Source organism: Puniceispirillum sp. (SeqCode), assembly GCF_965657105.1.
In the GTDB taxonomy this organism is placed as follows: Bacteria; Pseudomonadota; Alphaproteobacteria; order Puniceispirillales; family Puniceispirillaceae; genus Puniceispirillum.
The window spans coordinates 1-20206 of the sequence record NZ_CBFHNB010000043.1 but is presented as its reverse complement, the minus strand read 5'-3'; the positions used below and the strand labels follow the sequence as shown (position 1 = coordinate 20206).

The 20206-nt window shown below is 49.6% G+C and carries 19 protein-coding genes and 1 pseudogene; 13 read left to right on the top strand and 7 right to left on the bottom strand.

The window, feature by feature from the left end; all coding sequences use genetic code 11:
* Window positions 1–15: 15 nt before the first annotated feature.
* The 3 genes and pseudogenes from ACTF7Q_RS07200 to ACTF7Q_RS07190 all read right to left on the bottom strand — a co-directional run bounded on the left by ACTF7Q_RS07200 (window position 16) and on the right by ACTF7Q_RS07190 (window position 2638).
* Window positions 16–1182, bottom strand: a complete 1167-nt coding sequence (locus ACTF7Q_RS07200) for an MFS transporter (RefSeq protein WP_438997172.1) — start codon at window positions 1180–1182, stop codon at window positions 16–18.
* The gene (locus ACTF7Q_RS07195) at window positions 1182–2123 is read right to left on the bottom strand and encodes a Gfo/Idh/MocA family protein (protein WP_438997171.1); all 942 of its coding nucleotides are present in this window, start codon (window positions 2121–2123) and stop codon (window positions 1182–1184) included. Before ACTF7Q_RS07195 ends, ACTF7Q_RS07200 begins: the two co-directional genes overlap by 1 nt.
* A 68-nt stretch (window positions 2124–2191) precedes the next feature.
* Window positions 2192–2638, bottom strand: a pseudogene (locus tag ACTF7Q_RS07190) (DUF4396 domain-containing protein).
* 202 nt (window positions 2639–2840) lie between these two features.
* Between ACTF7Q_RS07190 and ACTF7Q_RS07185 the strand changes: the two are divergent.
* From ACTF7Q_RS07185 to ACTF7Q_RS07175, 3 genes are read left to right on the top strand one after another with little or no spacing between them, the layout of a single operon-like run.
* The gene (locus tag ACTF7Q_RS07185) at window positions 2841–4325 is read left to right on the top strand and encodes a Ppx/GppA phosphatase family protein (protein ID WP_438997170.1); all 1485 of its coding nucleotides are present in this window, start codon (window positions 2841–2843) and stop codon (window positions 4323–4325) included.
* Window positions 4326–4378: 53 nt separating this feature from the next.
* A complete protein-coding gene (locus ACTF7Q_RS07180; RefSeq protein ID WP_438997169.1) occupies window positions 4379–4819 on the top strand; it encodes a hypothetical protein in 441 nt (146 codons plus the stop codon).
* A gap of 46 nt (window positions 4820–4865) precedes the next feature.
* A complete protein-coding gene (locus ACTF7Q_RS07175) occupies window positions 4866–5327 on the top strand; it encodes a YaiI/YqxD family protein (protein WP_438997168.1) in 462 nt (153 codons plus the stop codon).
* Between the two features lie 33 nt (window positions 5328–5360).
* Here the strand turns inward: ACTF7Q_RS07175 and ACTF7Q_RS07170 are convergent, their stop codons facing one another.
* The gene (locus ACTF7Q_RS07170; protein WP_438997167.1) at window positions 5361–5510 is read right to left on the bottom strand and encodes a DUF2256 domain-containing protein; all 150 of its coding nucleotides are present in this window, start codon (window positions 5508–5510) and stop codon (window positions 5361–5363) included.
* A gap of 116 nt (window positions 5511–5626) precedes the next feature.
* On the opposite strand from ACTF7Q_RS07170, the gene ACTF7Q_RS07165 reads away from it, so the two are divergent.
* The 4 genes from ACTF7Q_RS07165 (at window position 5627) to typA (ending at window position 10006) form a co-directional block, all read left to right on the top strand.
* Complete coding sequence (locus ACTF7Q_RS07165; protein WP_438997166.1) at window positions 5627–6118, top strand: arsenate reductase ArsC; 492 nt, start codon at window positions 5627–5629, stop codon at window positions 6116–6118.
* On the top strand, window positions 6115–6795 hold the full coding sequence (locus tag ACTF7Q_RS07160; protein ID WP_438997165.1) for an MIP/aquaporin family protein: 681 nt from the start codon (window positions 6115–6117) through the stop codon (window positions 6793–6795). Before ACTF7Q_RS07165 ends, ACTF7Q_RS07160 begins: the two co-directional genes overlap by 4 nt.
* Window positions 6796–6805: 10 nt before the next feature.
* Entirely contained in the window at window positions 6806–8038 is a 1233-nt protein-coding gene (locus ACTF7Q_RS07155; protein WP_438997164.1) for a multidrug effflux MFS transporter, read from the top strand.
* Window positions 8039–8191: 153 nt separating this feature from the next.
* Window positions 8192–10006 carry a translational GTPase TypA gene (typA, locus tag ACTF7Q_RS07150; RefSeq protein ID WP_438997163.1) on the top strand — a complete coding sequence of 605 codons (1815 nt, stop codon included), beginning with the start codon at window positions 8192–8194 and terminating at the stop codon, window positions 10004–10006.
* 22 nt (window positions 10007–10028) lie between these two features.
* Here the strand turns inward: typA and ACTF7Q_RS07145 are convergent, their stop codons facing one another.
* Window positions 10029–10349, bottom strand: a complete 321-nt coding sequence (locus ACTF7Q_RS07145) for an NfeD family protein (protein ID WP_438997162.1) — start codon at window positions 10347–10349, stop codon at window positions 10029–10031.
* Window positions 10350–11189 carry an SPFH domain-containing protein gene (locus tag ACTF7Q_RS07140; protein ID WP_438997161.1) on the bottom strand — a complete coding sequence of 280 codons (840 nt, stop codon included), beginning with the start codon at window positions 11187–11189 and terminating at the stop codon, window positions 10350–10352.
* A gap of 374 nt (window positions 11190–11563) precedes the next feature.
* On the opposite strand from ACTF7Q_RS07140, the gene ACTF7Q_RS07135 reads away from it, so the two are divergent.
* From ACTF7Q_RS07135 to ACTF7Q_RS07110, 6 genes are all read left to right on the top strand, one after another.
* Window positions 11564–12244 carry an orotate phosphoribosyltransferase gene (locus ACTF7Q_RS07135; RefSeq protein ID WP_438997160.1) on the top strand — a complete coding sequence of 227 codons (681 nt, stop codon included), beginning with the start codon at window positions 11564–11566 and terminating at the stop codon, window positions 12242–12244.
* Between the two features lie 30 nt (window positions 12245–12274).
* On the top strand, window positions 12275–12712 hold the full coding sequence (locus ACTF7Q_RS07130) for a YeeE/YedE family protein (RefSeq protein ID WP_438997159.1): 438 nt from the start codon (window positions 12275–12277) through the stop codon (window positions 12710–12712).
* Window positions 12712–13116, top strand: coding sequence for a DUF6691 family protein (locus tag ACTF7Q_RS07125; protein ID WP_438997158.1), 405 nt, complete (start codon window positions 12712–12714; stop codon window positions 13114–13116). Before ACTF7Q_RS07130 ends, ACTF7Q_RS07125 begins: the two co-directional genes overlap by 1 nt.
* 93 nt (window positions 13117–13209) lie before the next feature.
* On the top strand, window positions 13210–14823 hold the full coding sequence (locus ACTF7Q_RS07120; RefSeq protein WP_438997157.1) for a GMC family oxidoreductase: 1614 nt from the start codon (window positions 13210–13212) through the stop codon (window positions 14821–14823).
* Between the two features lie 189 nt (window positions 14824–15012).
* A complete protein-coding gene (locus ACTF7Q_RS07115) occupies window positions 15013–16308 on the top strand; it encodes an efflux RND transporter periplasmic adaptor subunit (protein ID WP_438997156.1) in 1296 nt (431 codons plus the stop codon).
* On the top strand, window positions 16305–19433 hold the full coding sequence (locus ACTF7Q_RS07110) for an efflux RND transporter permease subunit (protein ID WP_438997155.1): 3129 nt from the start codon (window positions 16305–16307) through the stop codon (window positions 19431–19433). Before ACTF7Q_RS07115 ends, ACTF7Q_RS07110 begins: the two co-directional genes overlap by 4 nt.
* A 56-nt stretch (window positions 19434–19489) precedes the next feature.
* On the opposite strand, the gene ACTF7Q_RS07105 is transcribed toward ACTF7Q_RS07110, so the two are convergent.
* The coding region (locus ACTF7Q_RS07105) for an amidase family protein (RefSeq protein WP_438997154.1) at window positions 19490–20206 on the bottom strand (717 nt) is incomplete at its 5' end.

Genomic DNA, 20206 nt, shown 5'->3' with positions numbered 1-20206 from the left:
TTTAGACAATCGGCATTAATCTGGTTTCAAAATGCGCGGCAGTGATAAACAGGCGACACCCGAAACCAATGCCAGTCCCGCCAATGCTAGGATCGTCATGTTCAGATCCGTCATATATGCGATAAGACCAAGCAAGGCAGGTCCGGTAAGCAACCCGAAATAGGCACAGGCGATAATCATAGAAATCTGCCGCAAGGGTTTGTTGCCGCTTAGTCGCCCTGCGGTGGAAATGATTAAGGGAAAGGCATTACCAAGCGCCAGCCCCAGCAATCCATAGGCAATGATAATGATCGTTGGCTGGCCACTGTAAAGCGCGAGTGACAAAACAACCGCCGCCGCCAACATGGGAACAGCCAGCAATAGATGCGTCTGGAAATGGGATGCCAGCCGGTCGCCGACAAGCCGGATTGATGTCATTGCTACGCTGAACATGAGTACGGGACGACCTGCCTCTTCAAGTGACAGATTGTGATATTGATGCAGATGCAGTGCTGACCAGTCCACCACCCCACCTTCGATTAAGGTGCTGATGAAAATCAGTAGGCCAAGAAATGCGATGATGGCTTTGTTCAAGGATATGGTGGCGTCGGTGGTGCTGGCAGATGATGCGGGATCGCGCATCCATTGGGTGCGCCACATCATGCCTATGCCGTAGATAACGGCACCAGAAATGATACCGATTGAAAGCATTATATTCATCTTAAATAGGCCGGTGATAACAAGCGCGCCGATCAGCATGCCAGCTGAAAACATGGCATGAAAGAATGACATGCCACGGCGGTCTGATTGCTGTTCCCATTGCGATGCTTGGGTGTTTAATCCGGCTTCGAGAAGCCCGGCAGCAATGCCGGTAAACATGCCAGCAATATAAAAAACAGGTAGAGACAATGTTAAAAAGCAGACAGCAATGGAAAACGCCAATAACGGCCCACCAAGCCGCAATATGCTGGTGGTGGGCATATGTTGTTCAAAGCGTGTGACTAGGGCAATGCCAGCACATAGGCTAATGCCAATAACCAGCAGAAACAAGGCCAGCATCAATGGGTCAAGTCCAAGGCTGGCGCTTCGTTCCGGAACCAATACGCCCCACATGCCAAAAAAGGCACCTTGTCCAAAAAATCCGAATGAAATCGAAAATCTTGTCTGGTTTATATCCTGCGGGGTGATCGATGATGATATCATTAGCGATGCCGCGCAGAGAGCAAGGCATCGATGGTTTTCGTGGTCGTACGGCTATGGGTGAAATCAGGCTTTGCCCCCGCTTTGGCATGGGCTACAAAATCCGCAACCATAATTGCATATTGATCACAAGCCGGAAATGACATGCGCTCAGCATCATCGCCAAGGACGTTCTGACCCCATTGCGCTGTTGTTGCCCCCTGCGGATTGAACGGAATATTCAGCCGTGCCCAGCCATCACTGCCGATCACATGCACCATCTGCGTCAAAGCCGAACTGCTGGAAACGGTAAAGGTCAGATGGCGGCCTTGTGGCCAGATCAGCATACCACTGGCCAGCTTTTCGATGCCGCGGTTACCATCCATTTCAACATGACATGAGATATGTTCAGGCGCACCGCCAAATATCAATATGCCAGCCATGATCGCATAGCAGCCAATATCATAGAGAGGCCCGCCGCCAAATGTGGCGACATTGCGCACATCCTGTGTGGGGCGTGGCGGATAACAGAAATGCGTCTGAATCGCATGGGGGGTGCCAATATCAACGTCGGTGATCCATGCCCATTGCGGGTGATGCCGGATCATGAAGCCTTCATAGACATAAACGTCTGAGGCACGGGATGCGGCCTCAAGCTGGTCAAGCTCGGCTTCGTTCAGGGCAATCGGCTTTTCACATAATACATGTTTGCCAGCCTCTATCGCGCGGATTGTCCATGGCACATGCAGATGATTGGGCAGGGGAATATAGACCGCCTCAACATCCGGATCAGCCAGCACATCTTCATAGCTGGACTGAATCATGCCATCATAAAGCGGGTTGTCGGATGGCGTATCCGGATTGCGGCGGCCAATCTGGATAATCTCATGTCCGGCTGTCTGTATCGCTGGTATTAATTTTTCACGGCTGATCTTGGCGTCACCCAGAATTCCAAATTTCATCATATCACCTTAGTTGCATCACTTGTCATATCAAAGCGGTGAAGCCGCATATCGTCAAGATGAAGATGAATTTAATGGCAGGCCTTGCCAAGCGCCTTTAGCCGCCAGTAATTATAGGGAAGCGGTGCCAGAAATCCGGCTGCTAGCATCACCGGCATGACGGTTAAGGTGAGCCCCGCCCCGCCTGTTATAGCTAAATCGACCAGATTCATCGCTATTTCCATGGCAAGCATCGAGACAAGTGACATGCCGCATGCGGTTTTAATGGTGATATCAAGCGCCATCTGGCGGCTAAGAATAATCGTTTCCAGAATGATCGAGGTGAGAAGCCCGTTGAAAATCGCAAGCGACATAATCGCCAAAGTTGACCAGGGAATGCCCGTATATTGAAAGAACGCAATAGTGCCAAGATCGCCAATGGCACAACCAATCAAACACCACATCGTATTATAGGACGCCCGCCGCCATGTGTGACGGCATGTCTAATTGATATCTAGCTGGCTTGAGAGTGATGACATTTTTGCCCGTTCATAAAGATTTATTTCATGATATTGAAATGGGATCGTGCCGATCAGGATCAATAGCCATATCACGATAACTATTACCTATAATATGCCGATTTGCCACCAGACGAAATATAATCATCACCTAAATCAACTTTTCATCGTTATTTGGATAATACCCGCTTGTCAGCGCCCGTCATTTATCCAAGAATGGCGCATGACTATAGCTTCTGTTTATACCATGGCACCAGCCAAAGCCGAAACCCGAACCGAACGTGTGGCCGTTATCGATATTGGCTCAAATTCGTTAAGGCTGGTTGTTTATGCGAATAACGGGCGGTATCCGTTTCCCCTTTTCAATGAACGCTCGAACTGTCGGCTTGGGGCCAATCTTGATAAGACCGGAATTTTGAATCAAGACCGTATTGATGTTGCGGTAACGACGATCACGCGCTTTGCCCATGTGCTGTCAAACATGGGTGTCAGCCGGGTATATGCGGTGGCCACAGCAGCTGTGCGCCGCGCCACTAATGCTGCTGATTTTATCACCCCTGCCGAAGCCGCGCTGGGGCATCCCATCCGCGTGCTATCGCAAAGCGAAGAAGCACATTATGTCAGCAAAGGGCTGGTTCTGAATATCCCCGGTGCCAGTGGTATCGTGGCCGATCTTGGCGGTGGTAGTTTGGAAATTGTGCGCCTTGAAAAAGGCGAAGTGAAACATTCGATCAGTCTGAATATCGGCCATTTATCAAATGTGAGCGACAAGGATATAGATAAGGCGCTGGCTGGCGTAAAATGGCTTGGCGCGAAAAAGGACCTGAAATTATATGGCGTCGGTGGCAGTTTCCGCGCCCTTGGGCTGGCATTTATCGAGGAAGCACGCTATCCGCTTTCAGTATTGCACGGGCTGAAGATGGATGCCGATGACGCGATTGACATTCTGAACCATATTGTCAGCGATATATCCGATGTAGGCGGCATTCCCGAAGGCCGAAAAAAGACCATGCCAACCGCCGCGCGAGTCATGCGGGCTTTGATGCGCACGGCTAAAGTGGCCAAGCTGGAGATTAGCGGCACCTCTATACGAGATGGGGTGATCGCCGCGTATGAACTGAATGATGCTGAGCGCGCCGATTTTCTGCTGGCGGTCTGTTCGGAAATCTATCAGAATAATAGCCGCTTTCCCGATGTGCCGGAAAAGCTGTTTACCTTTCTAAAGCCGTTGCAGATGACCTCGGATAGTAAGCATTTCAACAGACTACTCGAAGCGGCCTGTTATCTGGCAGATTTCTGCTGGAACGAGCATGAAGATATTCGCGGTGATCTGGCCGCCCGCCGTGTGTTGGGACTGCCTGCAAACTGCATCACGCATAAAGACCGGATCTGGCTGGCGCTGGCTATCTATCACCGGCATGTCGGGCTGAAGCAAAATAAGGCGCGACCAAGAGAATTGCGGCATATTCTGGGTGAGGCGCATCGCAAACAGGCGGTTGCTATTGGTCTGGGGCTGCGTTTTGCCATGTTCTTTAGTGGTGGTACAGCAACCGACCTTGGTAAAATCCGTCTGAGTGTTGCCAAAAAGGTGCTGACTTTGCATGTGGAGGCGGGTGCCGCGGCGCTGATTGATGAACATGCAGAGCGTCGCTTTACATTGCTGGCGCAAAGCATTAAGTGCTCAGCATCGATCATAATAGAACATTAAGACGGTCTGATCGAGCTGTCGTCACGCCGACTATTTAGTAACGGATTATTGATATGCCTCAGGAAACGACATCGCACACTTATTTCGTGCCGCTTGCCAGCATCATGGAACATCATGAAGGTAATCTGGCGATGGCGATGAAAACCGACGACCTGCGCAACTGCGTCGTGACCATGCCGGTTATTATGGATGTGGGCACAGCTGGCGATGGGGGCAAAGCTGGCGCGCAGAGCTTTTTTGTTGGCGTTGCCGTAACCTGTGACTATGCCAGCCCCGAGGCTTTGTCGGATGAATTTGCCCGCAATGCACCAGCGGGGCATATTCCGATCTTTGCCTGGATCCCCGCGAACAGATTTGGCAATGATGATTTCGGCATTTTCATCGATCCGAATGATTGTGGCGAAACGCTGGTCAATGGGATGGTCGGGGAAATTATCGATCAGGCACAGATCGAAATGACCGTTACGCAACTAGCCGAAACAATGGCGCGTTAGATACGACCCAGCCGAACTAACCATAGAAACCTTATAGGGCCCGACGATGGCGATTTATGTTGATGCAGATGCCTGTCCGGTAAAAGACGAAACAGTCACTGTAGCCAACCGGCATAAGCTGGATGTTTATATCGTATCGAACGGCGGTATCCGCCCGCATCCGCACCCGCAGGTGCATATGATTATCGTGGCCGCTGGTGCTGATGAAGCTGATAAATGGATCGCCGATCAGGCCAAGACCGGCGATATCGTGATCACTGCCGATATCCCTCTGGCGGCCAAAGCTGTGGCGGCAGGGGCAGAGGTTTTGCGGCATGATGGTGATGTGATTACCGAGGCCAATATAGGTAATCAACTGGCAACCCGTGATCTGATGACCGATATTCGCGCGGCTGACCCGCTATTCACCGGACCGGGGCATAAAGGTCAACGTAGCTTTAGCAAACAGGATCGGTCACGGTTTTTGAATAATCTGGAAATGACGATCCGCAAAGTCAAAGCTGGCTAAACGAATGCGCGTGGTTAGTCATGCGCTGGTTTTTTAGTTATCTTTCCGGCTTCCAGCGCAACGTTTCGAACAATAGCGAACCTGTTCCCAATCACGCGCCCATTTTTTACGCCAAGTAAAGGGTAACCCGCAAGCTGCGCATATTTTTTTCGGAAAATTGGCTTTCTTTAACATTTTTGACATATATCTGTGACCATTTAAAGTGTTTTGCAGATTATTAATATTTTGCTGACCAGTTAATCATTACCTAGCCTGCTTTGCATGGCTAGTCATTAAAGGGGTTATTAAGGATGCCAGATATGAGGCCAGATACCAAGAATGTGCTGTTCCTCTGCACAGGAAATTCGGCGCGATCCATAATAGCTGAGGGCATTCTGCGGCACCGTGGTGGCGCGCGCTATCAGGCCTTTTCTGCCGGATCAAAACCAACAGGGATGCCCAATCCCCATGCGATTGCCGTTTTGCAAAGCCATGCTATTGACACTGATTTTGCCGCCTCGAAAAGCTGGGATATGTTTGCTGGTGATGCCTATGGAAAGATGCATATCATCATAACTGTCTGTGCGAATGCTGCTGGTGAGACATGTCCTATATGGCCAGGTCATCCGATCACGGCACATTGGGGGGTCGAGGATCCGGCAGCTGTTACCGGTAGTATAGCTGATATCGATGCAGCCTTTGCACTTACCTATGCGCAGATGGATGCCCGGATAAGCGCGCTACTGGCGTTAGGTGATCTGGACTTGCCCGCGCAATTGGACGCTGTTCGTGCGATAGGGGCATTATCATGAACAGGCAGACAATGGGACGTCAGCTTGTCGCCGAATGGCTTGGTACGCTTATGTTACTGGCCACAGTTATTGGATCAGGCATTATGGCCGAGCGCTTGGCAGGCGGAAATATAGCGATCGCGCTGCTTGGCAATACGATTGCAACAGGCGCCATATTGGTGGTGCTTATTACTGTGTTTGGGCCGGTTTCAGGGGCGCATTTCAATCCGGCGGTAACGTTAGCTTTTGCCATCCGTAAAGAGATTAGCGCCTCGATGGCGCTTTTATATATCGCGTTCCAGATTATAGGTGCTGTTTGTGGTGCGATGCTGGCGCATTTCATGTTTGAAGTCTCATTGATACAGATTTCACAGAATGTGCGCAGTGGCCCTGCGCAGATGGGCTCAGAAGCGGTTGCTACATTTGGCCTGGTCATGGTTATTTTTGGCGGTATCCGGTTTCGTCCCGATGCCGTGCCATGGCTTGTTGGCCTGTATATAACAGCAGCTTACTGGTTCACATCATCGACCAGTTTTGCCAATCCGGCGGTCACATTTGCCCGCTCTTTGACCGATAGTTTTTCGGGCATTCGCCCTGTTGATGCGCCGGGTTTTATTATTTCCCAGCTTGTCGCGGCGATGATTGCAACATATGTTCTTGGCTGGTTGTTCGGCAATAAGGCTGAACCACACAGCTAGAGTATTCCGAATGTCAGATAAGAATGATGTGTCTGCCGCGTATAATGTGTCAGGCAATAGACCAGCTGATTTCAAAAATCCGTCAATGTTGTTGTTGATTTTACTTTCGGGCATCGGCGGCTTTGCCATGGTTGTGGTGGTGCCGCTTATCCCAATTCTGGCTGATAGTCTTGGCGTGTCCTATGCCACCGCACAGCTAAGTTTAAGTGTATTTTTTGCTGCCTTTGCTATTGCCCAACTTATTCTGGGACCGTTCTCGGATAGTTTCGGGCGGCGAACAACACTTGTCATAGGGATGAGTCTGTTTGCGCTGGGGAGTCTGGCCTGTGCGATTTCGGAAACAGCCTATATCGTCATTTTGGGGCGCGGGCTTCAGGGTATTGGTGCAGCGTCTGGCATGGCTATTTCACGCGTGATTATCAATGATGTTCATGGCCGTGAAAAATCGACAAGCTTGATAGGCTATCTGACGATGGCCATGGTAGTGGGGCCGATGGTAGCGCCGACAATTTCTGGATTTGTTGCCGAGTCAATCGGCTGGCGCTGGTTGTTCTGGATGTTGTTTGTGGTTAGTTCATGCTTGTTGGTTGCGATTATCATGAAGCTGCCCGAAACGGTTCAGCTTTCGCGCGATGCTGATGGGCGTCGGCAGGGGATTTTTGATGGCTTGCCTTTGTTAAAAAATAGACAGTTTATCGGGCTGGCGGGCAATTGGGCTTTTAGCGCTTGTGTGTATTATGCCTTTCTGGCGGGTGCGGCCTATGTTGTCATCGAACAGATGGGGCGCCCAGAGACCGAATATGGCGCTTATTTCATTATGGTTTCGCTGGGATATATAACAGGCAACTGGATCGCAGCGCGTTATGCGCATGTTTACGGATCAGCTCGGTTTATAATGGCAGGTACGTTGCTGGCTTTGACGGTGACAATGATACAATGGCCTTTTTATGGGATGATGCATCCGGTCTATGTGTTTTTCCCGATGTCGATCATTGCCTTTGCTAATGGTCTTGTCAGTCCCCACTCAGCATCATCGGTGATGAATGTGGTGCCGCGTCTGTCTGGTGCTGCTTCGGGTCTTTCTGGATTTTTGCAGATTGGTGGTGGCGCTCTTATTAGCTTGCTGGTTGGCTATTTCCAGTTTCAATTTGGTTATACGCTGATCATCGTCATGTTCTTGGCAGCATGCTGTGCGCTGATATCGCTTATGCTATGCTGGCACATCATCCGCCCGTCGCGCTAGGAATACGCGATATTGGCCATAAAACAGCAGAAATATATGGGTTTAAGGCGCTTCATCATGCCGCTGATGAAATTAGGGCTTTCCATATGGTGCATTAAGCAGTAGGAATGCGACCAGACCTGAAAAAACAGGCAAAACCCAAGAGACATGATGATGACACAAGAACTCCGCAATATCGCGATTATTGCCCACGTTGACCATGGCAAAACTACCCTTATCGACTCGATTATGAAGCAAAGCGGGATGTTCCGCGATAATCAAGCCGTTGATGAACGCGTTATGGATTCGGGCGATCTTGAAAAAGAGCGCGGCATTACCATTCTTGCTAAGCCAACTTCGGTGGTATGGAAAGACACACGTATCAATATCATTGATACGCCAGGACACGCCGATTTTGGTGGTGAGGTTGAACGTGTTCTGGGGATGGCTGATGGCGTTATCCTGCTGACTGACGCAGCCGAAGGGCCGATGCCGCAAACCAAGTTTGTTCTGGGCAAGGCATTGGCGCAGGGATTACGCCCGATTGTGATTATCAACAAAATCGACCGCAGTGATGGCCGGCCTGAAGAGGTTGTTGACGAAGTTTTTGATTTGTTCGTTGCGCTTGATGCGAATGAAGAACAGCTTGACTTTCCCATTCTTTATGCGTCAGGCCGTGATGGCTGGTGCGTTGAAGAGCTGGAAGATAAGCGTGAAAATCTGCATCCGCTTTTGGATCGTATTCTGTTACATGTCGCGCCGCCACAAGTGGACGCCGATGCACCCTTTGCTATGCTGGCAACCTTGCTTGATTCAGACCCTTATCTTGGACGTTGCCTCGTAGGGCGCGTCATGCAAGGTACAGCTTCGGTTAATGAATCGGTACGTGCGCTTAATCTTGACGGCAGTGTTGTTGAATCAGGTCGTCTGACCAAACTGTTACGTTTTGAGGGCACCAATCGTGTGCCAGTCGATCAGGTCGCGGCAGGTGATATTGTTTGTATCGCGGGTCTTTCGATTGCGTCTGTGTCGGATACAATCTGTGCACCAGCTGTTACAATACCGTTGAAATCAACGCCAATCGATCCGCCAACTATGTCGGTTACGATCACCGTTAATGACTCGCCGCTGGCTGGCCGTGAAGGCAAAAAGGTGACATCAACAGTTATCCGTGAACGCCTGCTTGCCGAAGCCGAGACTAATGTAGCCATCACCTTTTCCGAAAGTGGTGGCAAGGATGCTTTTGAAATCGGTGGACGCGGCGAGCTTCAGCTTGGGGTGTTGATCGAAACCATGCGTCGCGAAGGCTTTGAGATGACAGTTTCACGCCCACGTGTGCTGTTCCAGACTGATGATGCGGGCGATCGGCTTGAGCCGATGGAAGAAGTCACCATCGATGTCGATGAAGAATATTCAAGCGGCGTGGTTGATGGTTTGAACCGCCGTAAAGGTGAGATGCTGGATATGCGCGCGGCAGGTGCTGGTAAAACGCGACTTGTTTTTCTGGCGCCATCACGCGGCCTGATTGGTTATCAAAGCCGGTTTCTGACCGAAACACGTGGCACAGGTGTGCTGAACCGTATTTTCCATTCCTATGCTCCATTTAAAGGTGAAATTATTGGCCGCCGAAATGGCGCTCTTATTTCAACCGATAATGGCATAGCGGTTGCCTATGCGCTGTTCAATCTGCAAGATCGTGGGTTGATGTTTGTGAGCCCACAGACACCTGTCTATCAAGGCATGATTGTTGGCGAGCATAACCGGAATAATGATCTTGAGATCAATGTTCTTAAAGGTAAGCAGCTGACCAATGTGCGTGCGTCGGGGACCGATGAAGCGGTGAAATTGGTGCCTGCCAAACGGATGTCTTTGGAAGAAATGATGGCCTATATCAATGAAGATGAGTTGCTTGAAGTGACACCGGAAAATCTACGGTTGCGCAAAATGTATCTTGATCCACATGCCCGAAAGCGCGCCGCTCGCGCCTAGGTCTAAAATCTTGGGTTTGTAATCAATAATCGTTTATATCTGGTGTGCTGTCGGTTTTTTTATGGCGCACTACAAAACGTAATGCGATTGATGCCAGCACCGTAAAAATAGCAAAACATATTAATGTTTGTTCCCACGTTTCGGGCAGAAATGTGAAAGAATCTATAGGCGTGCTGTGCTGTATCTTTAACGCAGCCCCATTCATAAAACTACCAATGCCAAGCGGTAGAAAAATGGCCATGCTTCCATCTAATGTGACTTCAAGTATAACAAAAAACAAACCCAAGATGAGCCATACTTCGATAAGTAATAGCCAGTAAGATAATGTAGCTAATAGGCTCATTTATGTTTTTCCTTTTTTAGGAATGCTGGACATCAAGGTCTCAAGTCCACCAAGAATACCAGTCACTTCAGTGGGCATGATGATAGTTTTGGTTGATTCGCCAGCGGCTAGCATTCCGATTGCTTCGACTTGGCGTTTCATAATTTCAAAATTCACGGCCGCCTGACCATTTTTCTCGATTGCTTCGCCAATGACACGGGTTTGCTCGGCGTCGGCTTCGGCATTTATCTTGATCGCATATGCACTAGCATCAGCTTCAATGCGAACGGCGTCTGCTATTTTTTCGGCTTCGTAAAGTTTGGCATCGGCCGCTAGTTCGATTGACCTTTTTTCTCCTTCGGCGCGGGCAATCGCCGCCCTACGTTCACGTTCAGCATTCAATTGCTGGCGCTGCGCTTCTTTGGTTTGATCGTCAATGATAACATCGGTGATTTCGGTGCGCGTAATTTCAATGCCCCAGATTTCAGCAGCTTCTTGCAGGAATGTGGCAATCTCCGCATTCATAGATTCTCGACTGGACTGTAAATCATCGAGTTCCAACTTGCCCGCTGCCGAGCGCACGATTGACGAGGCCGCCGTGTGGATGGCACCGCCAACATCTTGAATGCGATACACTGACCGACTGGCATCAACGACGCGATAAAATACTGTTGTTTCGAGCCTTACTTCAACATTATCTCTTGTAATGACTGAAATCGTAAATTCTGGAAGCTGACGTTCTAGGATAGAGACCTTGTATCCGACTCTATCTAAATACGGAACAATGATAGATAAGCCAGCCGTCAAGGTTTTTGTATATTTGCCAAAACGTTCGATAACAAATACCTGTGATTGCGGCACTATTTTTATGCCAAGGTATAGTGTTAAGATCACAACAGCAGTGAAAAGGATCGCAACACTACTAGATAAAAAGTCGATTATTTCCATTATGTCTCTCTCTGGTATGTGTCTCTATGGCAATTTACTGATGAAGCGCTGTAAATACAGAGTTTAAAGTATTTCTCTTAGTGGGATATTACAAGTTCAATCACATATCGATTAGTAGTGCCTACACGCTTGGCAAACGCGGACAAGAAAATAGCATATTTTCTTTCCTGTTTTTATGCCAATCTAGTATAGGATATTAAATGTAATATGTGCTTTTTTAAAAGGCTGGTTTGTTTTACAAATTTGCCGTAACTGCTCTGTTTGGTTGCTAGGTCTGGAGTTGCTTCATGTCATCACCCTATGTTTATGATAAGGCAAATATGGCGCGGGCTGTTGCCCGCATGTTGCTGGAAATTGATGCGGTTCTGTTTCGTGCTGATGAGCCTTTCAAGCTGACGTCTGGGATGATGAGCCCGGTCTATATTGATTGCCGTAAAATCATTTCATTTCCGCGTATGCGGGCGGCGATGATGGATTTTGGCGCGACCGTCATTATGAATGACATCGGCCATGAAAGCCTTGATGCGCTTGCTGGTGGTGAAACTGCCGGTATCCCGTTTGCCGCCTGGCTGGCAGAACGGACACATCTGCCGATGCAATATGTCCGCAAAAAGCCCAAGGGGTTTGGCCGCGATGCGCGGATCGAGGGCGATATCCATGACGGGCAGCGTATTCTGTTGGTCGAGGATCTGACTACGGATGGCGGTAGCAAGCTGAATTTTGTCGAAGCCTTGCGCAAAGCTGGTGCCGAGGTGGCGCATACATTTGTGATTTTCTATTATGATATTTTCAAGGATACGCCAGAAAAGCTGGCCGCCGAGGGTATCTCACTTCATTATCTTGCCACATGGTGGGATGTGCTGGCGGCTTGTAAGGAGACAAACCGGTTTGATGCCAAGACATTGGCGGCGGTTGAAGCCTTTCTGAATGATCCACGTGCCTGGTCAAAGGCACATGGTGGCGTTTGATAATACACCCTCGCGAAAGGACGTTTTTTGATGACAATTGATATGATGAATTTTACCCCGTTGAGCGCGCTTATTGGTGGTGGGATGATTGGTCTTGCCGCCCTCGTTTTGATGGCAACAAAGGGGCGGGTAATGGGTATAAGCGGCATTCTTGCCAGTCTGGTCCGGCCTGATGCAGACGATAGTAATAGTTGGCGCCTCGCATTTGTGGCAGGTGCCATGCTTGGTCCGCTAGCGCTGGGCCTGTTTCATTATGATATTGAGATTACACCTGTGGCCTCGGGCTGGGTTCTGCCGCTGGCAGGCTTGCTGGTTGGCTTTGGGGCAGCGCTGGGGTCTGGATGCACATCCGGACATGGCATTTGTGGGCTGGCACGGCTTTCACCTCGGTCATTGGTGGCAGTCATGACCTTTATGTTGACGGCGGTGATTACGGTGTATCTTGTGCGCCATACGGGGGTGATGTGATGCCTTTGCTGTTGAGCTTTGTGATCGGGGGATTGTTTGGCATTGGGCTGGCGATTGCGGGTATGTTGAACCCGTCTAAGATCGCTGGATTTTTGGACATTTTTGGTTTGTGGGATCCGTCGTTGGCTTTTGTCATGGGTGGCGGGGTTATCGTCAATCTAATCGGACATCGGCTGTTGATGAAGCGGGCAACGCCATTATTTGGCGGTAGCTTCAGATTGCCGACAGTGCAAGATATTGATCGCCGGTTGTTGGCGGGGAGCGCAGTGTTTGGCATTGGCTGGGGACTAGGCGGATTATGCCCGGGGCCAGTTATTTCATCCTTGCTATTGCGTCCGGCAGATATCGTGCTTTTTGCGGTTATGATGATGGCTGGTTTGTGGCTTGGCAAAGTGATCAGATAACCCGCCAAGTCCAAAAATATAATTGCCTATTTTGGATTTTGCGTGAAAAGTAGCTGGGTCAAGATTGAGTATTGGTAGTGGTTTGCCTAGCATATGAAAACATTTGATTACATTATTATTGGTGCTGGCTCGGCGGGATGTGTGCTGGCTGATAAGCTCAGCGCCGATGGTCGTCATTCGGTATTATTGCTGGAGTCAGGCCCGTCTGACGATCGCTTCTGGATCCGTACGCCAATCGGCTATGGTATGTCCTTTTATGACCGTAATGTGAATTGGCGATTTTCGACGTTACCGGAACCTGGCCTTGATGGTCGCAAGATATATTGGCCGCGTGGCCGTGTGCTTGGCGGTTCAAGTTCGATCAACGCACTGGTCTATCATCGCGGTGTTGCAGAGGATTATGATGACTGGGCGGCGGCAGGCAATCCGGGCTGGGACTATCAATCAGTCAAGCCGGTTTTTGACGCTTTCGAACAAATGGTTGATGCCAAAGACAAGGTCAAAAATGCTGATGGCAAACTGACAGTCTCTGACCCATCTTCGAGTCTGCATCCAATGAAAGACGATTTCTTTGACATGTGCGCGCAAAGCCAGACCCCATTTGATCGCACCCCGTCACAGTTAGGCGAGGGCATATCGTCTTATTTGATCACAACCCGCAATGGCAAACGCTGCTCAAGCGCGGTGGCCTTTTTGCGTCCCGCGCTAAAGCGCAAAAACCTGACGGTGATGACGAATATTGATGCTGAACGCATTCTGTTTCAGGGCAAGCGTGCCACCGCGGTGTTTTGCAGATATAAGGGCGAGCAGATAACAATCAACGCTAATCGCGAGATCATTCTGTCGGCTGGTGCAGTCAAATCACCACAATTACTTCAGGTGTCTGGGATTGGTCCGGGCAAGGTTCTGCGTGCGGCTGGCGTTACCGTCAAAATAGATCACCCACATGTAGGCATGAATATGCAGGATCATCTTGGCATCAATTATTATTTTAAGGCGAATAAGCCGACCTTGAATAATGTGCTGGGACGATGGCCAGGTCGTATTATGGCGGGTATCGAGTATGTTCTGCGTAAAACCGGCCCGCTCTCATTAAGTGTTAATCAGATTGGTGGTCTGGTCAAAACTGATCCCAGCCTAGCGGTAGCAGATGCACAGATATACGCCAATCCGGTGAGCTATCAGATTAAATTTCATAATGAGCGTCCGTTGTTAAAGCCGGATGCGTTTCCAGGCTTCATCCTCGGCTTTAACAGCTGCCGACCAGCTAGCACAGGCACAATTACAATCACGTCTGAAAAGGCTTCTACGCCACCAGATATTCTGGGCAATTATATGACACACCAAAAAGATATTGATGATGTTGTGAAGATGGCACGTTTTATCGGCCAGCTACAGAACACGCCTGCTATTCAACAGGTTCTCTCAGCCGCGCCAAACACGCCACTTGACGCAATGAGCGACGACGATATTATCGCTGACTTTAAGGAAAGATGTGGAACGATTTTTCATCCTTCCTGTACCTGCCGTATGGGCACATCAATCGAAAATTCGGTTGTAAATTCGGATCTGAAAGTTCATGATACAGAGGGTTTACGAGTTGTTGATGCGTCTGTATTTCCAAATATTACCTCGGCAAATATTAATGCCCCCACAATAATGGTGGCGCATAAAGTTGCTGAGTTTATTCTGGCTGAGGCTAAATGAAATCAAGGCCAGATGAAATCAAGGCCAGATAAAATCGAGCCCATGTGAATGGCTCGATAATTGTATTTTACTATGGTTAATGAACAGCGGTGTATGAACAGCGTCGAATGTATGTGATATGTATCATATGCAGAGAAACGTATTTTGATCTGACCGATCCGTTTATTCAATTAAGCAGGGCGAATTGCAATGAAAATAAAATCATCATATTTATGGGCAGGCCTGATTGCTATGCTTGTTGGTCTGTGGATGGCCTCTGGTTCATTCATGAATGATACGGCCATGAATGAAACGGCGGTGGCAGTAAATGACAGCACGCAAGCCGTCACTGACAACATCGCAGACAGCGTAACGCAATCTGATGGTGTGGCTAATTTTAAGGTCTCAGCCATAAGCGTTCAAAATGAGATGATTACACGCACGGTTCGCGCCAATGGGGTGAGTGAAGCGGCCTTTGACGTTACCGTGTCATCGAAGATTGATGGCAATATCATCGATATTCCGGCAACCGAAGGAAGTGAAATCAAATTAGGTGATGTGCTGATTGTTCTGGATAAAGGCACCCTGCCTGAGCAGATTGCAGCGGCAAAGGCTGAGTTAAATGCGGCAGAAAAATCTTATGATGCTGCTCAAAAGCAATCAAAAGGCACCTTAGAAGAAGAACTTGCCGCCGCGCGTGCTAATTTGGTTGTGACCGAAAAGCGCTTAGCGATTGCCAATGAGCTGGCCAAAGATAATTTCACAGCCCCGTTGGAATTGGCGCAGTTAAAGGCCGATTATCAGAATGCCCGCGTTCAACTTGCCAAGATCGAAACTGCCCAGAATTATCAGTCTGAGCTGGAAGTTGCACAGAATATGGCGCGTGTTGAAGCTGCGCGCGCTTCACTAGCAACCCTTGAAAATCAGCTAGAGGATTCGACGATAACATCACCTGTAAGCGGCTTGCTTGAGACATTGCATGTTGAAAAAGGCGAGCGCATGAAGCGTGATGCGATGGCGGCTACTATTCTTGGTATGGACACATTGAGTGTTATTGTTGCTGTGCCACAAAATGATATTGCGCAGATTTCAGTTGGCGATATGGTTGACGTCAATATAGCAGGGGCTGGCACCAATAAGGGTAAAGTCACCAAAATTGCGTCGCGGTCAAATCCGACAACGCGGACATTTGATGTCGAGGTGTCGTTGCAGAATAAGGATCGTAAATTGCGCGGTGGGGTCACTGTTGAGGCATCAATTGATGTGGGTGTAATCGCCGCATTTGGCATTTCGCCTGCGCATTTGTCAGTATCAACAAACGGGACTTTATTTGCCAAGGTCAGCATTGATGGTGTTGTGCAGACGATAGATGTCGAAATGGTTAGCTCAGGTGACGAGAAGGTGTTTGTCTCGGGTCTGCCTGATGGGGCAACCGTATTAACTGTTGGTCAGGCCTTTGTTGAAGTGGGTGACAAAGTTGATGTCATCCTAGAGGCCGTATCATGAACCGCATAATCGAAGCTGCTTTTTCTCGCTCTGGTGCGGTTCTGCTGGCACTAGTTGTCCTATGCGGAATTGGCCTGTCGGCATTTAATGATATTCCCAAGGAAGCCACCCCGGATATTGATATTCCGGTTGCCTATGTTTCAGTCGGTTATAAAGGTATTTCGCCAAGCGATGCCGAACGGTTGTTGATTAAGCCGCTGGAAAAGCATCTGCGGACTGTCGAAGGTCTTGATGTGATGAAATCAGTTGCTGCCGAAGGCTATGGGTCTGTTTCACTTGAGTTTGCGGCTAATGAAAATATTGACCGTGCGCTGGCTGATGTTCGCCAGGCGGTTGATGACGCCAAACCCGATTTGCCAGCCGATGCCGATGAGCCAAAGGTTATCGAGATTAATCTATCACAATTTCCAATTTTGACGGCGGCTTTGTATGGGCCGGTTTCGGAACGGGCAATGGTGCTGGCAGCGCGTGAAATTAAAGACAAGATTGAAGCCTTGCCAGGTGTTCTTGAGGTCGAAATTGGCGGCGACCGCGAAGAGGTGCTGGAAATTCTGGTCGATGCGTCAAGCATGGAAGCCTATGGCCTAGACCCGTCCGTGGTGACACGTCTTGTTCAAGGCAATAACCAACTGGTGACGGCAGGGGCGATTGATGATGGCGGTGGGCGTTTGTTGGTTAAGGTGCCAGGGGTGCTGGAAAGTGTTGATGAGTTGATCAACATGCCGATCAAGGCACGCGATGGGACGTCAATCAAGTTTGGTGATGTGGCTGTTGTGCGTCGCACCTTTGAACAGGCCGAAGGCTGGTCGCGCGTTAATGGTGAAGCGGCGATTGTGCTTGATGTCCGCAAGCGTGTTGGTGCCAATGTCATCAATGTGGTTGAAGCGGCACGAGCGGTTATTGATACAGCCGCGCCGATGATTGGCAAGGATGTAAAGGTCAGCTATCTGTTTGACGATTCAAAGGATGTGCGTAACCTGTTAAGTGATCTTGGTAACAATGTTGGGGCGGCGGTTATCATTGTTATGGTGGTTGTGCTGGCAACATTGGGTGTTCGGAATGCCACCTTGGTTGGTCTTGCAATCCCCGGTTCATTTCTGATTGGCATTACGGTATTGAACAGCCTTGGCATCACGATGAATATTGTGGTGCTGTTTTCGCTTATTCTTGTTGCGGGCATGTTGGTTGACGGGGTGATTGTGACGACTGAATATGCTGATCGGCGCATTGCCATGGGGGCAACGCGCCGTGAAGCCTATATGGTTGGTGCCCAGCGTATGGCCTGGCCGATCATTTCATCAACAGTAACAACTTTGATGGTGTTTATGCCGCTACTTGTGTGGCCAGGCATTGTTGGCAAATTCATGAAGTTTTTGCCGATCACTGTGATTTGTGTGCTTACGGCATCATTGGTTATGGCGCTCATTTTCATTCCCGTTCTGGGCAGTATGATTGGTAAAAAATCGGTGCCTAAGGGTATGATTTCATCAACCGCCCCACGGTTTTACCGGCGCGTGCTCAAAGTTGCCATTAGCCGTCCTTTGGCGGTGATGGGGTCGGTAATCGGCTTTATGGTCTTTGCCTTTATGGGATATGGCAGTGCTGGGCTAGGCGTAGAGTTTTTCCCCGATATCGAACCCGATCAGGCACAGGTTCAGGTGCTTGCCCGTGGTGATCTATCGGCAAAGGAACGAGATGCGCTGGTGGTGCAAGCCGAACAAAGTATAATTTCGGCTGGTGGTGTTCGCGATTTCTATGCGCGTTCTTTCAGAGGTGGCGGTGCAGGCAACCAAGCGCCACGTGACTCAATCGGCACAATCCGTACGGTATTTGTCGATTGGCGTGAGCGGGACAAAGCCAATACAATCATCGAAGATATGCGGGTGATGGTCAAAGACATTGCCGGTGTCGAAATCAATATCCAAAAACCGCAAAAGGGACCTGGTGGCGCACAGCCGATCCAACTGGAAATTGTTGGTGATAATCTGGACGATGTTGGTGCGGCAGCAGGAGCCGTTATCAAGCGGATGGAGGAGATTGGTGGCTTTGTCGATATCACCGATAGCCGTCCACTACCGGGGATGGAATGGACCTTGGTTACTGACCGCGATGCCGCCAGCCGACATGGTATATCAATTGCCGGGCTTGGTACTATGATTAAGATGCTGACACGCGGTGCGCGCATTTCTGATTACCGCCCGGATGACAGCGAAGACGAACTGGATGTCGTGATGCGGTTCATGGGCGATCAACGTAATCTTGACCGGTTAAAAGAGTTACGCGTGCCCGCGGCGGATGGGTCCTATGTGCCCTTATCGGTATTTGCGTCACTGCAACCACGCGTCAAGCAGGGCAATATCGAACGGCTTGATGGGCGTCGCTATATGTATATCAATTCGGATGTCAGCGAAGGCCTGTTGCCTGCCGAACAATTCACCAAATTGCAAACATCCTTGAGCGAAGCGCCGTTAGCGCAGAATGTCGATATTGTGTATGGCGGGGAAAATGAAGATATTGCTGAAACACAAGCATTTCTTGGTAAATCATTTTTGCTGTCAATGACGTTGATGGTTGTTGTGTTGATGCTTCAGTTCAATTCGGGCTGGCAGGCCTTTATCATCATGTCGGCAATCATTCTATCAACAGGTGGTGTGGTGCTGGGGTTATGGGTAACAGGTCAGCCGTTTGGCGTGGTTATGTCAGGGCTTGGCGTGATATCGCTTGCTGGTATTGTGGTGAATAACAACATCGTTTTGATCGATACGTTCAATGAATATCGCAAGCGTGGTTATAAAGCACGTCATGCCGCATTCCGCGCTGGTCTGGTGCGTTTCCGTCCGGTTGTACTGACCGCGATCACAACTATTCTGGGGCTGTTGCCGATGGTTTTCGAACTGACCATTAAGCTTGCTGATCGCGAGATTTTTGCTGGTGCACCTTCGTCACAATGGTGGACTCAGCTATCCAGCACAATCGCTGGTGGTTTGACCTTTGCGACAATTTTGACGTTGGTGGCAACGCCTGCGATGCTGGTATTACGTGATTCAGCGCCGGTGGTGTGGGTGGCAAATAAGATTGGTCAAATACCGATTGGGCGCAGATTCAGACAGGCCGTATCGGCCTGATCGCGAATATGGCCTTTATATCTGGACAGACATGCCTAATATCTGGATTGACATGCCTAGCCGCGAATGATCGCTTCCAAGCCATCAGCAATTGCCAGTAAGCGGCGGTCATGATGGCGTGATCCCATTAGCGACAAGCCAACTGGCGCGGTGCCAGGCTGATGACATGGGATCGAGATAGTTGGCCGGTCAAGATAGTTTGAAATCGCCGTATTACGCAGACTGCGCGCATTCATTTCAAGTTGCTTGTCAAGGGTTGGCATGGCGTTAATGGCAGGTGCTATGCCCGGTGTTGTGGGCAGAACCAGTGCATCAAACCCGCGTGTTTGCATTTTGATAGCATGGCAGACGGTTTCGCGCTTTTCGAGCATGGCAATATAGTCAGCTGCCAGAATATCAGCGCCGCCACGCAAACGATGCCAGATAAAGGGATCATAGTTATCAGATTGATCGCTTTCCAGCCATTGACGATGAATGGCATAGGCTTCGGCAGATACGATACTTTTTGTATTATTGCTGGGGCGCATGTCTTCGAGCGCGTCAAGGCGGATTTTTTGCACATGCACGCCTGCATCCCGCAGGCGGTCTATAGCGGTATCAAAGGCGGTCGCAACCTCGGCATCCAGATCTTCCATCAGATACCCATCAGGAATCGCAAGGCGCAGTCCAACCGGGGTAAAGGGCGTTTCAGACACGCCTGCACCGCCTGCCATGATGCTGTCGATGATGCTGACACAGGTTACGCTATTACCCATCGGGCCAGCCGCGTCGAA